Here is a 13,147-nt window from a genome sequence, read left to right as displayed (position 1 = left end):
CCGGGCGCTAATGCGTCTCGAGCCGGTATACGTCGACAGGTTCCGGGAGGCCTTTGAGTTGTTGCGGGCCAAGGCTTTCAAACACGAGGCCCGAGCCCGCGGACAGATCGCGTACGGTGCGGCCGGCGAGCACCTCACCGGAACCGGCCATCGCCCCGATGCGTGCCCCGATGTGCACCGCCACGCCGCTCCACTCATCGCCTCGCCGCTCGACATTCACCGGTGTGGATGCCGGCGCGGATGGGGATGTTGCGAGCGGCGACAGCGGGAACCAGCTGCAACCCGCAGCGTGCCGCCTTCGTTGGTGCATCGAACAGCGCGAAAACGCTGTCGCCGGTGTGGCTGACGCGAGGTAGGGGCTGTCGGGTTTCGTCGATTGCGTCGACGTTGCTGACCACCCACCCCGGCACCCAGATGAGCGTGGGCCCGGACTCACCGAAGATCCGGTACGCCAGGCGCACGCCGCCGTTGCGGGCGTAGCGCACCCCGTCGTCGGTCATAGGGAGATGGTGACACTTCCCGGTCAGCGCTGATAGAGCGGCGGCCGCTCTGAACAAAGACAGAAAAAAATCTATGAGTTAAACAAATACCGTGATATGTTCATGGCCGTTGGAGCAACATAGGAGGAGGTTCGCCGTGGCGACCATTGCAGAGACAAGATCCGGCACGGTCGCAGGCTGGCGTGACCGCAAGCGATACCTGTGGCCCCTGGGCCTGATCCTGCCGACGTCCTTGCTGGCGGCGGTCGGGCTGGCCTGGGCGTTCGGCAAGCTCGGCTGGACCGCTGCCACGCCGGTGGTGTGGTGGGTGGGGCCGATCCTGCTCTACGTGCTGTTGCCGATCCTGGACACGTTGTTTGGCGCCGATGACCAGAACCCGCCGGACGAGGTGATCGAGTACTTGGAGAACGACAAGTATTACCGCTACTGCACCTACGCTTTCATCCCTTTTCAGATGATCAGTCTGGTGATCGCGTGCTATCTCTGGTCCGCCGACGATCTGAGCTGGCTGGGCATCAGCGGCGGACTCGGCTGGATCTCCAAAATCGGCGTCATGGCCACCATAGGGATCATCGGCGGAGTAGGCATCAACACCGCTCACGAGATGGGTCACAAGCGGGAGGACCTGGAGCGCTGGCTGGCGAAAGTCACGCTCGCCCAGACTCTCTACGGGCACTTCTACATCGAACACAATCGCGGTCACCACGTCCGCGTCTCCACCCCGGAGGATCCCGCGAGCGCGCGATTCGGCGAGAGTTTCTGGATGTTTCTGCCGCGCAGCGTAATCGGTTCGCTCAAGTCGGCATGGGGACTCGAGAAGGCGCGTATGGAGCGGATCGGTAAGTCCACGTGGAACATTCAGAACGACGTGCTCAACGCTTGGCTGATGTCGGTCGTGTTGTTCGGCGCGCTGACGGCCGCGTTCGGGTGGCAGGTGCTGCCGTTCTTGATCATTCAGGCGGCGTACGGCGCCTCGCTGCTGGAGTCGGTGAACTTCCTGGAGCACTACGGCCTGCTGCGCCAGAAGACCGCGTCGGGACGTTACGAACGGTGCGCCCCGGTGCACAGCTGGAACTCGGATCACATCGTCACCAACGTGTTCCTCTACCACCTGCAGCGGCACAGCGATCATCACGCCAATCCGGTGCGGCGCTACCAGACACTGCGCAGCATGGACGGGGCGCCGAACCTGCCCAGCGGCTACGCCACCCTGATCGGGCTGACATACGTCCCCGCGGCGTGGCGAAAGTTGATGGACCACAGGGTGATCGAGCACTATCGCGGTGACATCACCGCGGTCAACATCGACCCGCGCAAGCGGGACAAGATCCTGGCCCGCTACGGGGTCAAGTGATGGCCGCCTACCAGTGTCCGGTCTGTGACTACCTCTACGACGAAGCGAACGGCGCTGCGCGTGAGGGCTATCCGGCCGGCACGAGCTGGGCCGACGTCGAAGACGACTGGCGCTGTCCGGACTGCGGTGTCCGCGAGAAGATCGATTTCACCCGGGCGACCGGGCCCGCCATCGCCGTATCGAACCGCAATGGGCATTAGTCTCGGCTGCATGGTTGAGCAGACGCCCTCGCGAAACCGCAGCCCGTATCAGAACAGCGCAATCGCTCTGATGCGCAGCGGGGTTCTCGATGCCATGCAGGGTTTGCTCCTGGAACGGAAGTGGTCCTCGATCACGATGACCGACGTGGCCACGGCGGCGGGCGTGAGCCGCGGCACGCTCTACAACGAGTTCGGCACCCGCCGCGGGCTCGCACGCGCTTACGCGTTGCGCCTCACCGACAGCATCATCAGCGGCATGGAGTCGGCGGTGCACACCCATCCCGACGACGGCTACGGCACCCTGCGCTCGGCGTTCAGCGAGTTCTTCGACCGCGCCGAGAGCGACCCGCTGGTGCGGGCGCTGCGCACCGAAGACGCACCCAACGACCTGCTTCGGATGATCACGGTCGAAAGTCAGTTCATCGTCGACTACGCCGCCGAGCAGCTTGCCGTCGTCTTCGAGCAGAGCTGGGTGCGGCCCAACCCGGACGATGCGAGTTTGATCGGACAAGCCATTGCGCGGGCCGCGCTCAGCTTTCTCGCCCTGCCGCCCACTGCGGTTGATATCTCAGCCGCGGCGCTGGCGCGGGTGCTGGCGCCGTTTCTGCACAGCATCGCGGATTAGCTCGCGCGGGCCCGTGAACAGACGCAAAATCGCACGCTTCCAACGGAAGTCGTGCGATTTTGCGTCTGCTCGCGGAGGGTACTCTCGCGCGCGCTACCGTCGAGCGGCGGCGTTGGCGGCATCCTGGGCCCGCTTCAGCGTTGTCTCGATATCACCCCGGCCGAGGAACATGTCGTCGAAATAGGGCTGTAGCGCCTCGTTGCCGGCCGCGAACCCGGCGCCTCCCGGTGCGGGGATCCGTGGTCCGGCCAGCACCGCGAAGAAGGGCGTGACGTCTACGCCCCTGGCCCTCCAATACGCGAAGTACCCAGGCTGCGCCGAGAGCACCGCCGGGATCGCCGCACCTTCGCGGCCCAGGTAGGCGTTGCCTTCGCCGCTACCCATCCAGGCCAGCACCTGGCGTACCGCGTCCGGATGCTTCGTCGCCGAATTGCCTGCTGCGGCAATGCCGTTGGTCACACTGACGCGCCCCTTGGGGCCGGCGGGCATCATTGCGATGCCCCAGTGGAAGGTGGCGTCGCGGGCCACCGCGGCCAGGCTGTAGGTCCCGGACTGGAAGAGCGCCATCTTGCCGGCCAGAAATTGGTTGCGGGAGAAGTCACCGTTGTCGTTGGTGTCGGAGGCCGGGGGCGCGACGTGGTCGGCATTGATCAGGCCGACGAGGTAGCGGAAAGCTTCCACCGCCTCGGGGTTGTCGAAGGCGAACTCATCGTCACGCTGGAACACTCCGCCGGCTGACCCGATGTAGTTGAGGTAGATGGCCTGGGGGTCATTGGCGGCGTTGTATCCCCATTGGCGCACCCGGCGGGGCTCGAACCCCGTGGTACCGGCCAAGTGTCCGTCTGCGTCGACGGTGAGCCGGCGCAGCAGGGGACGCAGTGTGTCATCGCTGCCGGGACTCCAACGCACGGTGTCCAGGGAAGCGGGATCGACACCGGCCGCGGCCAGCAGGTCGGCGTTGTAGAACAGCGCGATGCCGGCGTCGGTGAGTTGCGGCACCGCCCACAGGGTGCCGTGGCGGGTGAACTGTTCGGTCACGGCCGGTTCCCAGTCCCGCTCGGAGGTGTCGATCTTCATGAGCCGCCCACTGTCGGCGTACGCGTCCAGGTAGGAGTTGGACAGCCAGAAGATGTCGTCGGCGCTGCCTCCGGCCACGTCGGTGCGCAGGGTGTCGAAATAGTTCGAGAACGCCACCATATTGGTGCGTACCTCGATGTCGGGATGGCTGCGCGTGAACGCCTGGAAAGACTCCTGATAGACCCGCGCGATCGGATCGGCCCACAGGCGCACGGTCACCACGACCTTGCCGTTGTCCTCGATGCGGCCCATCAGGATCGCCGTCGCCATCAGCAGTGCCGCAACCAGAATCAGCGCGGCGGCGACCACCGTCGAGAACCGCGGGCGACTCATAGCACGCGCCGAGATTGCCATAGGGGTCGCGATGCCACGCGGATCACAGCCGTAGCGGCAATCTCGACCACGCGGCGCCGGTTCATTTGAGTCCCGACACCAGAATCGAGGACACGATGTGGCGCTGAAAGGCCAGGAACAGCACGATCAGCGGCACGATCGCGACCGTCGTGGCCGCCATCACTAAGGTCCACTGCGAGTTGTACCGGGACTGCAGATCGGCGGTGGCCACGGTCAGCACCCGCCACTTGCGGCCACTGGTGATGACCAACGGCCACATGAAGTTGTTCCACTGTGAGACGACGGTGATCATCGTGAGCGCGGCCAGCACCGGCTTGCTGGACGGCAGGATCACATGCACGAGCACGTCCAGCGTGTTGGCGCCATCCAGGCTCGCGGCGTTGACCAGATCGTCGGGGATGAGCCGAAAGTGCTCACGCAGCAGGAAGATTGCGTACGGCGAGCCGAACATGAAGGGAATCACCAGCGCCCAGAAGGTATTACGCAGACCCATCTGGGCCATCATCAAATACAATGGCACCACCGTCACCGTGCCCGGCACCATCAGCGTCGCCACGTACACCCAGAACAGGGCGTCACGCCCCGGAAATTGCAGTCGTGCGAACGCGTAGGCGGCCAGCACCGAGAAGGTCATCTGGCCCAGCAGGATCACCGCGGTCATCAGCGCAGTCACCGCGGCCGCACGCCCGAAGCCGGTGCCGACCAGGTCGGTGTAGTTGGCCAGGGTGGGCGGGTGCGGCCACTGCAGCGGCGAACCGGTGGCGAACTGGTGACCGGAGGTGAACGAGGTGAGCAAGCCGAGTGCAAAGGGTGCCAGGGTGATCAGCGCTCCGGCGATCAGGGCCGCATAGATCAGGCCCAGCGGCAACCTAGACGAGGTCATAGCTGATCCTCTTGCGGAAGTACAGGTGCTGGACGAAGGTGACGCCCACCAGAATGACGAACAACACCACGGCCATCACCGCGGCCCGGCCGATGGCTGCCGCACCGAAGGCCTCGGCATAGATCTGGTGGGCCACCAGGTCGGTGCTGCCCTCCGGGCCGCCGCCGGTCAACGCATACACGGTGTCGAAAACCTGTGCGGTGCTGACGATCCCGGTAACGAGGACGAAGAAGGTGGTGGGTCGCAGCATCGGTAGCGTGATCCGCCAGAACCGCTGCCACACGCCGGCGCCGTCGGTGCGCGCGGCGTTGTGCACGTCCTCGGGTATCGCCAGCAGACCAGCCAGGAAGGACAGCGACACGTAGCCGACGTTGGTCCAGATGACGACTGCCGAGACCATCGGCAACGCCAGGTCGGGGTTGGTCAGCCACTCGATGCGCCGTCCCAGCAGGGTGCTCACCGCGCCGTCGGTGGGGGCCAGGATCCAGCGCCACAACACCGCGATCGCCAGCGGCGCGCAGATCCACGGCAGCACGTAGAGCGTGCGGAACAACCCGCTGCCGGGCAGCCGGGGCGCCAGCAGCAGTGCGGCCAGCAGTCCCAGCGCCGTCTGCGCCGGTACGACGAGTGCGACGAAGAGGGCGGTGACCACCAGCGAGTCCCCGAAGTCGCCGTCGTGCAGCACCGAGCGCCAGTTCGCGAGGCCGACGTAATGCAGCGGCCCCAGCAGGTCCCAGCGATAGAGGCTGAGCCAGATCACGACCAGAATCGGCAGCAACAGGAACGCGACGACGCCGAACAGGCTGGGCGCCAGCAGCGCGTAGGCCAGCGCGGTGGAACGGCGTGGCGCGTCGGACATGAATGTATTAAAGCCGGTCGTTACGGTGTACCGGTGACCGCGAACCGGGGAATCGACGCCGACTTCCTTGACCTGCCGCGCCACCAGTTGGCGGACGCCGCATTGTCGGCGGCACGAGCGGCCGGGGCCAGTTACGCAGACCTGCGGATTCACCGCATCACCACCGAAATCATCCAGCTGCGCGACGGCGAACTCGAGACCGCCGTTCTCAGCCGCGACATCGGGCTGGCGGTGCGGGTGATCGTGGCGGGCACGTGGGGGTTCGCATCCCATGCCGAACTCTCCCCAGATGTGGCGGCCCGGACCGCTCGGCACGCCGTGCAGGTGGCCACCATCCTGGCGGCGCTGAACACCGAACAGGTCAGGCTCGCTGCCGAGCCGGTGTACCCCGACGTCGTGTGGGCGTCGGATTATCAGATCGACCCGTTCGGTGTTCCGGCGTCCGACAAGATCGACGTGCTGCGGGAGTACTCGGCGCGGCTGCTGGACGCCGACGGCATCGACCATGTGTCGGCCAGCCTGACCGCCGTCAAAGAGCAGACTTTCTACGCCGACAGCTTCGGCTCCTCGATCACCCAGCAGCGGGTGCGGCTGCAGCCGCAGCTTGAAGCGGTGACCGTCGATGCCAAGGCGGGCAGTTTCGAATCGATGCGCACGCTGGCCCCGCCCAGCGCGCGGGGCTGGGAACTCGTCGCCGGCGACGACATCTGGAACTGGTCCGCGGAGCTGGCGGAGCTGCCCGACCTGTTGTACGAGAAGGTGCACGCGCCTTCGGTGGTGCCAGGACCCACTGACCTGGTGATCGACCCGACCAACCTGTGGTTGACCATCCACGAATCCATCGGCCACGCAACCGAATACGATCGGGCCATCGGCTATGAAGCCGCCTACGCCGGAACCTCGTTCGCCACTCCGGACAAATTGGGCAGTTTGCAGTACGGCTCGCCGGTCATGAACGTGACCGCCGACCGTACGATCGAATACGGTTTGGCCACAGTCGGTTACGACGACGAGGGGGTGGCCGCCCAGAGCTGGGACCTGGTGCGCAACGGTGTTTTCGTCGGCTACCAGCTCGACCGGGTGTTCGCGCTGCGCCTGGGACAGCCGCGTTCCAACGGGTGTTCGTACGCCGACTCGGCTCATCACGTGCCGATCCAGCGGATGGCCAACGTGTCGTTGCAGCCGGGACCGGAGGACCTCAGCACCGCGGACCTGATCAGCCGGATCGATGACGGGATCTACATCGTCGGCGACAAGTCCTGGTCGATCGACATGCAGCGGTACAACTTCCAGTTCACCGGGCAGCGGTTCTACCGCATCCGCGACGGCCGCCTCTACGGGCAGTTACGCGACGTGGCCTATCAGGCGACCACCACCGATTTCTGGAACGCCATGGAGGCTGTGGGCGGGCGATCGACGTGGCGACTCGGCGGTGCCTTGAATTGCGGCAAAGCTCAGCCCGGCCAGGCGGCCGCGGTCAGCCACGGCTGCCCGTCGGCGTTGTTCCGCGGCATCAATGTGCTCAACACCCGTACCGAGGGCGCCCGATGATCACTCCTCAGCACGTCATCAACATCGTCCTGGACGAGGCCGCCAAGATCGGTCGTGCCGACGAGACCATGGTGCTGGTCACTGACAGGGTCGATGCGACACTGCGCTGGGCGAACAGCACGATGACCACCAACGGTGTGACGGTCACCCGCAGTGTCACGATCATTTCCGTTGTGCGACAGGGTGATAGCGCCTACGTCGGCACCGTGGTCTCCGGCGAGACAGACCCGTCGGTGCTGCCCGGGCTGGTGGTGTCGTCCCAGGACGCGGCCCGTTCTGCGCCCGAGGCCGGAGACGCCGCGCCGCTGCTCGCCGATTCCGGGGAGCCCGCCGATTGGGATGCGCCGGTGCCGGGTACCGGTGCCGGGGTGTTCGGCGCCATCACAGGTCCGCTGTGCCAGGGATTCCGGCGCAGCGACCGGTTGTACGGCTATGCGCACCATAGTGTGTCGACGACGTTCCTGGCGTCGTCGACCGGGCTGCGGCGACGCTACACCCAGCCTTCCGGGGCGATCGAGATCAACGCCAAGCGCGGTGACGCCAGCGCCTGGGCGGGCATCGGTACGCCGGATTTCGTTGACGTTCCTATTGATTCGCTGCTTTCGGACCTGTCGACGCGGCTGGAATGGGCGTCCCGGAAAGTGGAGCTGCCGGCCGGTCGCTACGAGACGATCATGCCGCCGTCCACCGTGGCCGACATGATGATCTACCTGGCCTGGAAGATGTCCGGGCGCGGTGCCCAGGAGGGCCGCACCGCGCTGTCGGCACCCGGTGGCGGAACCCGGGTAGGGGAGCGGCTCACCGATCTGCCGCTCACCCTGTTCTCCGATCCGATGGCGCCGGGCCTGGCGTGCACGCCGTTTGTCGCGGTGAGCCACTCCTCGGAGATGATGTCGGTGTTCGACAACGGCATGGAGATCGATCAGGTCGACTGGATCCGCGACGGGGTCATCAACGCGCTGGCCTATCCGCGGGCCGCCGCGGCCAGGTTCGACGCCCCGGTCGCGGTCGCCTGCGACAACATCATGATGACCGGCGGGTCGGCTGAACTCGCCGACATGATCGCCGCCACCGAGCGGGGCCTGCTGCTGTCCACGCTGTGGTACATGCGCGAGGTTGATCCCACCACGTTGCTTTTGACGGGTCTGACCCGCGACGGTGTTTATCTGATCGAGGACGGCGAGGTGACGGGGGCGGTCAACAATTTCCGGTTCAACGAGAGCCCGCTGGACCTGTTGCGGCGCGCGACCGAGGCCGGAGTGAGCGAGAAGACGCTGCCGCGCGAGTGGGGCGACTGGGCCACCCGGGCGGCGATGCCGTCGTTGCGGATACCCGACTTCCATATGTCCTCGGTCAGTCAGGCGCAGTAGCGTACGAAAGATGTCGCTTCCTGCTGACCAGCTGACGAGGCTGGTCGCGCTTTCTGACGGGCGCATGTCGGCACTGGTGCGACGGGTGTGCGCGCAAACCATGTCGCTGCCGCCTCTGCCGGCGCCTGTTGCCGTGGGCGAGCCCGAGTCCGAGACCGACACCGTCGTCGCCGAGTTCGCCGAGCAGTTCAGCGCCGACGTCTCGGCAATCACCGTCGAGCAGCGGTCGCGACTGCTGAAGTGCCTGGGCCACAGTGCGTTTCGTGTCGTCGTCGCGATCTTCATCGCCGACTTCGTGCCGCGGGTGCGGGCCGGCTTGGAAGCCCTCGGGGTCGGCTCGGAGTATTTGGCCTGGGTGCACGGGCCGATCGCGTGGGACGACACGCGCGATCCCTCGGACGAGTTGTTCAGTGGATTCCTGCCGAGGGTGGCCCGCGAGCGCGCCGTGGACCCCGTGACCTCAGAACTCGTGCGACTGCGCGGTGCGGCCGCGCACAACTGCCGGCTGTGCAAGTCGCTGCGTGAAGGAAACGCCCTGGATGCGGGTGGTTCGGAGTCGTTGTACGACGAGATTGCGCAGTTCGAGACGTCCGATGTGCTCGCTGATCGTGCAAAGTCCGCCCTGCGGTATGCGGATGCGTTAATTTGGACCCCTGCGCACCTCGCCGTCGACGATGCCGCCGAGGTGCGCTCCCGGTTCTCGCCCGCCGAGGCCGTGGAGCTGACGTTCGACATCATGCGCAATGCCAGCAACAAGATTGCCGTGTCGTTGGGAGCCGATGCGGCGCGCGTGGAGTCCGGGACCGAGCGGTATCTGATCGATGTCGATGGGCAAACCGTCTTCAGCTGACCCGACGCTTCCGTAGCCGCTTGTCCAGCGCGTCAACGGCGAGCAGGACCGGCATCGAGGCGAGTGCGACGACCCACCCCCAGATAGGCGGATTCCACTGGCCCAGCAGCCGCGCGACCGGCGGCACCCATAGCTCGATCAGCGAGATCGCCAGCCCGGCCAACGCCGCGGGTACCAGCAGCCGGTTGGTGAACCAGCCCAGCGCTCCGGGCCATCGGGAGGACGATCGGCAGGCGAAGACGTTGGCCGTCTGGGCCAGGACGACAGTGATGAACGCCGCGCCGGATGCCGCTGCCAGTTCGTGCCCGGTGGGAAACGGATTGCCGGGGCGCCAGCCGAGCGCCAGCAGGGACACGATGAAGGCGGCGAGGGAGAGAACCGCTTCGAGCGGACCCAACAGACCGAAGGCCCGGCGCAACACGGTGCGGTTCATCAGCCGGCCGTGCACCGGAGGTCCCTCGAGTAGGTGCTTGGCGGGTGGCTCGGCGCCGAGTGCGACCGCGGACAGCGTGTCGGTGCCCAGGTCGAGTGCGATGATCTGCAGCACGCCGAGCGCCAGGGGGAAGAAGCCGCCGGAGAGCGCCCAGACGAGGAATGGCGCCAGCTCGGCGACGTTGTCGGTCAGGTGATAGGTCAGGAAGCGGCGGATATTGACGAAGGTTGCACGGCCCTGCTCGATGCCGGCCACGATGCCGGCGAAGGAGTCGTCGAGCAGTACCAGGTCGGCTGCCGCGCGGGCGACGTCGGTGCCGGATCGGCCCATAGCGACTCCGATATCTGATTCATGCAGCGCCGGGGCGTCGTTGACGCCGTCTCCCGTCATCGCCACCACGTGACCCAGCGAGCGCAGCGCGCGGGCGATGCGCAGTTTGTCCTCCGGCGATACCCGGGCGATGACGATGCCGTCGTGGTCCAGCAGAGCGGCCAGTTGCTGCTGATCGTCGGGCAGGTCGGAACCCGACAGCACCGGCGAGTCGGGGGCGCGCAGCCCCACCTCGTCGGCGATGGCGGTCGCGGTGGCCGGATGGTCACCGGTCACCATCGCCACCTTGACGCCGGCCGTGCGGCAGGCCCGCAGTGACGCGGAGACGTCGTCACGCGGCGGGTCCTGCAGTGCGACCAGGCCGAGCAGGCGCAAGCCATGCTCGCAGTCGGTCTGATCGCGGGGTGTGCGGCCGTTCCTCGCGGCGGCGGCGATGGCGAGCACCCGTAGCCCGCGTGCGGTGAGGGCCTCCATCGCCTGGCGGGGCGCCGGATCGTCACCGCAGAGCGGAAGGACGGCGTCCGGCGCGCCCTTGACCACGATCTCGTCGGCCAGCACGACAGCCATCCGGCGCAGCCGGGGGTCGAAGGGGAACCGCAACGCGGCCGGGCCGGTGCGGCGGTCCTCGACGGTGTCGACACCCAGTCGCCGGGCGAGAGCATCCAGGGCCGCTTCCATGGGATCCCCATGAGCCCGCCACTGGCCCGCTACTTCTTCGGCGTACCCGGTGGAGCAGCGTTCGGCAGCCAGGGCCAGCCTGCGGGCGGCGTCTTGTGCGGCGGGCGAGGAAGGGATCAGGGTGGCCGTGGGTCCGTAGCCGGACCCGTCGACGCGCAGCGACCCGGCGGGTGTCCACGTTTCGACGACGGTCATCTGGTTGCGGGTCAGGGTGCCGGTTTTGTCGGTGCAGATGAAAGTGGTAGAGCCGAGGGTTTCGACCGCCTCGAGGTTCCGAACCAGAATCTGCTGCTTGGCCATCTGCTCCGAACCCCAGGCGAGTGACAGCGTCACCGTCGGCAACAGTGCCTCGGGGACCAGCGCGACGGTGACGCCGATCGCGAACACGAAGGCCTGCTGGATGGGGTTGCCCACAAGCAGGGAAACGACCAGGAACAGCACGCCCACGCTGACCGAGATCGCAGCGGTGAGACGGACAACGCCGTTCAGGCCGCGGGTCAGCGGGGTGTCGGGTTTCGCGGTCGACGTCGACAGACGGGCGATCCCGGCAAGTCGCGTCCGTTCGCCGATCGCGGTGACCTGGGCGCGCGAGTCGCCCTCGACGACGAATGTGCCCGCAAACAGCGATTCGCCCTCGGCCACGGAATTGGCCTGGCTCTCGCCGGTGAGCATCGAGGAGTCGACGAGCAACCGGTTCTCCGCCAGCACCACAGCGTCGGCGGGCACCCGATCGCCACTTTCCAGCAGCAGAACGTCGCCGATTACCACGTCCTCGGCGTCGATCAGTTGCCGGCGCCCGTCCCGCCACACCGTGACACGGGTGGGCAGCATCTCCTGCAGCCGATCGGCCGCACGGTCCGCCCGAGCCTGCTGGATCAGGGCGAAGACGCCGTTGAGCACGATCACCGCGGCGATCGCGACGCTGAGTTGCGGGAGCTTCGCGAGGAAGGCCAGTGCCGCGGCCGTCCACAGCAGCAAGGCGAAGAAGTGCGTCAGCTCCCCGAGCAGGCGGCGCAAGACGGACGGCCGCTTCGCGGCGGGCAGCGCATTGGCGCCGTCCCGCGCACGCCGCGCGAGAGCTTCCGCCTTCGTCAGCCCTGCTGCCGTCACAGCGGCCATGTTTTCCCCTCAGCTACCGCGATGGAAAACCGCCGGCACAACCTTATCGCCGGGCTGGTGCACCGCGGTGCGGGAACCGATGGCCCCGCGCCTCGTTCGCGGTATCGTGAGCAAACAAATCAAAATCGCAGCAGCAGCGAGGAGTCATGGCGGTTAAAGCGGCTTTCGCCATCATGTTAGTCGCGGTATTCGTGGTGACCGGCTGTTCTGGATCCGACGGCAAACCGCCTCGGCAAACGCCGACCGGCCACGACAATCCGTCTCGGTTACCGCCCATCTACCCCGGGACCACCGTCTCGATTCCCCCGTCCGCGTCCGCTGCGTCGCCGACATCGTCGACTGCTACGTCTTCGGCTGCGCCGGCCCGCACCATCCCGGGTGACGGGACGTTCCGGACGGGAGCGGACCTGGTGCCGGGCACCTACCGATCCCCAGGTGGTGGCTCCTGTTACTGGGAGCGGTTGAGGGGCTTCGGTGGGCAGACCGCCGACATCATCGCCAACGGGGCGGGCATCCTGCCGCAGACGGTGACGATCGCGCCGACCGACGCCGGGTTCCGATCCCAGGGCTGCGCCCCGTGGACGTTGGTGACGGATGCCGCTACCACCACCACTTCGGTTGCACTCCCGGCGGGTGCCCAGGCCTGCCCGCCGACGTCGGGGCCGGCCGGCGGCTTCGCGCACTCCGCGGTCGGATCCGCCGACACGTCATGTCCGTTCGCCGAGCAGGTTCGGCTCGCGTACGGTGCCGGGGGGCCGGCCAGCGTGACACCGCGCGAGGTCGAAGCCGACAGTCCGGTGACCGGCCAGCACTACACCATGACGTGTGCCGCCAACGGGTCGATGGTGGTGTGCAACGGCGGCAACGGCGCGGTTGTATATGTCTATTAGTTGTTGCGGTGCAACGGGATAAGTCAGCGAATCGAGGAACTATGGAGCCTGGGGAAATCTTGGAGGTGGGCACA

The 13,147-nt window shown here is 66.8% G+C and carries 13 protein-coding genes; 7 read left to right on the top strand and 6 right to left on the bottom strand.

Features of this window, described 5'->3' with window-relative positions:
* Window positions 1–7 precede the first annotated feature (7 nt).
* Window positions 8–184, bottom strand: coding sequence for a hypothetical protein (locus ACX9NE_RS05400; protein WP_459360823.1), 177 nt, complete (start codon window positions 182–184; stop codon window positions 8–10).
* A gap of 10 nt (window positions 185–194) precedes the next feature.
* Window positions 195–500, bottom strand: a complete 306-nt coding sequence (locus tag ACX9NE_RS05395) for an alpha/beta fold hydrolase (protein WP_459360824.1) — start codon at window positions 498–500, stop codon at window positions 195–197.
* A gap of 136 nt (window positions 501–636) precedes the next feature.
* Here ACX9NE_RS05395 and ACX9NE_RS05390 point away from each other — a divergent pair, with 136 nt between their 5' ends.
* Genes ACX9NE_RS05390 through ACX9NE_RS05380 form a run of 3 tightly spaced genes read left to right on the top strand, consistent with a single transcriptional unit; the run spans window position 637 to window position 2,679 of the window.
* Window positions 637–1,854, top strand: coding sequence for an alkane 1-monooxygenase (locus tag ACX9NE_RS05390; protein ID WP_459360825.1), 1,218 nt, complete (start codon window positions 637–639; stop codon window positions 1,852–1,854).
* On the top strand, window positions 1,854–2,054 hold the full coding sequence (locus ACX9NE_RS05385) for a rubredoxin (RefSeq protein WP_459360826.1): 201 nt from the start codon (window positions 1,854–1,856) through the stop codon (window positions 2,052–2,054). The genes ACX9NE_RS05390 and ACX9NE_RS05385 overlap by 1 nt, the downstream gene beginning before the upstream one ends.
* A gap of 10 nt (window positions 2,055–2,064) precedes the next feature.
* Entirely contained in the window at window positions 2,065–2,679 is a 615-nt protein-coding gene (locus ACX9NE_RS05380) for a TetR family transcriptional regulator (RefSeq protein ID WP_459360827.1), read from the top strand.
* A gap of 93 nt (window positions 2,680–2,772) precedes the next feature.
* On the opposite strand, the gene ACX9NE_RS05375 is transcribed toward ACX9NE_RS05380, so the two are convergent.
* The 3 genes from ACX9NE_RS05375 to ACX9NE_RS05365 form a co-directional block, all read right to left on the bottom strand.
* Window positions 2,773–4,089: an ABC transporter substrate-binding protein gene (locus tag ACX9NE_RS05375; RefSeq protein ID WP_459360828.1), complete on the bottom strand. Its 1,317-nt coding sequence runs from the start codon at window positions 4,087–4,089 to the stop codon at window positions 2,773–2,775.
* A gap of 82 nt (window positions 4,090–4,171) precedes the next feature.
* Window positions 4,172–4,993, bottom strand: coding sequence for a carbohydrate ABC transporter permease (locus ACX9NE_RS05370; protein ID WP_459360829.1), 822 nt, complete (start codon window positions 4,991–4,993; stop codon window positions 4,172–4,174).
* Window positions 4,980–5,852 carry a carbohydrate ABC transporter permease gene (locus tag ACX9NE_RS05365; protein ID WP_459360830.1) on the bottom strand — a complete coding sequence of 291 codons (873 nt, stop codon included), beginning with the start codon at window positions 5,850–5,852 and terminating at the stop codon, window positions 4,980–4,982. Before ACX9NE_RS05365 ends, ACX9NE_RS05370 begins: the two co-directional genes overlap by 14 nt.
* 33 nt (window positions 5,853–5,885) lie before the next feature.
* Here ACX9NE_RS05365 and ACX9NE_RS05360 point away from each other — a divergent pair, with 33 nt between their 5' ends.
* Genes ACX9NE_RS05360 through ACX9NE_RS05350 form a run of 3 tightly spaced genes read left to right on the top strand, consistent with a single transcriptional unit; the run spans window position 5,886 to window position 9,623 of the window.
* Window positions 5,886–7,403 (top strand): TldD/PmbA family protein, encoded by a 1,518-nt coding sequence (locus ACX9NE_RS05360; protein ID WP_459360831.1) that lies wholly within the window; start codon window positions 5,886–5,888, stop codon window positions 7,401–7,403.
* A complete protein-coding gene (locus tag ACX9NE_RS05355; RefSeq protein ID WP_459360832.1) occupies window positions 7,400–8,773 on the top strand; it encodes a metallopeptidase TldD-related protein in 1,374 nt (457 codons plus the stop codon). Before ACX9NE_RS05360 ends, ACX9NE_RS05355 begins: the two co-directional genes overlap by 4 nt.
* Before the next feature lie 10 nt (window positions 8,774–8,783).
* Entirely contained in the window at window positions 8,784–9,623 is an 840-nt protein-coding gene (locus ACX9NE_RS05350; RefSeq protein ID WP_459360833.1) for a carboxymuconolactone decarboxylase family protein, read from the top strand.
* Here the strand turns inward: ACX9NE_RS05350 and ACX9NE_RS05345 are convergent.
* On the bottom strand, window positions 9,616–12,183 hold the full coding sequence (locus ACX9NE_RS05345) for a cation-translocating P-type ATPase (protein WP_459360834.1): 2,568 nt from the start codon (window positions 12,181–12,183) through the stop codon (window positions 9,616–9,618). The genes ACX9NE_RS05350 and ACX9NE_RS05345 overlap by 8 nt on opposite strands.
* Window positions 12,184–12,329: 146 nt before the next feature.
* Here ACX9NE_RS05345 and ACX9NE_RS05340 point away from each other — a divergent pair, with 146 nt between their 5' ends.
* Window positions 12,330–13,073, top strand: coding sequence for a hypothetical protein (locus tag ACX9NE_RS05340; protein ID WP_459360835.1), 744 nt, complete (start codon window positions 12,330–12,332; stop codon window positions 13,071–13,073).
* Window positions 13,074–13,147: the final 74 nt, after the last annotated feature.

It is taken from the genome of Mycobacterium sp. ML4 (assembly GCF_054515735.1).
This window is presented reverse-complemented; position numbering and strand designations above follow the sequence as displayed.

Bases quoted from the DNA above. Each gene is read 5' to 3' on its own strand.
- ACX9NE_RS05395 (WP_459360824.1), bottom strand. From the start codon at position 500: ATGACCGACGACGGGGTGCGCTACGCCCGCAACGGCGGCGTGCGCCTG.
- ACX9NE_RS05385 (WP_459360826.1), top strand. From the start codon at position 1,854: ATGGCCGCCTACCAGTGTCCGGTCTGTGACTACCTCTACGACGAAGCG.
- ACX9NE_RS05380 (WP_459360827.1), top strand. From the start codon at position 2,065: ATGGTTGAGCAGACGCCCTCGCGAAACCGCAGCCCGTATCAGAACAGC.
- ACX9NE_RS05375 (WP_459360828.1), bottom strand. From the start codon at position 4,089: ATGAGTCGCCCGCGGTTCTCGACGGTGGTCGCCGCCGCGCTGATTCTG.
- ACX9NE_RS05370 (WP_459360829.1), bottom strand. From the start codon at position 4,993: ATGACCTCGTCTAGGTTGCCGCTGGGCCTGATCTATGCGGCCCTGATC.
- ACX9NE_RS05365 (WP_459360830.1), bottom strand. From the start codon at position 5,852: ATGTCCGACGCGCCACGCCGTTCCACCGCGCTGGCCTACGCGCTGCTG.
- ACX9NE_RS05355 (WP_459360832.1), top strand. From the start codon at position 7,400: ATGATCACTCCTCAGCACGTCATCAACATCGTCCTGGACGAGGCCGCC.
- ACX9NE_RS05350 (WP_459360833.1), top strand. From the start codon at position 8,784: ATGTCGCTTCCTGCTGACCAGCTGACGAGGCTGGTCGCGCTTTCTGAC.
- ACX9NE_RS05345 (WP_459360834.1), bottom strand. From the start codon at position 12,183: ATGGCCGCTGTGACGGCAGCAGGGCTGACGAAGGCGGAAGCTCTCGCG.
- ACX9NE_RS05340 (WP_459360835.1), top strand. From the start codon at position 12,330: ATGGCGGTTAAAGCGGCTTTCGCCATCATGTTAGTCGCGGTATTCGTG.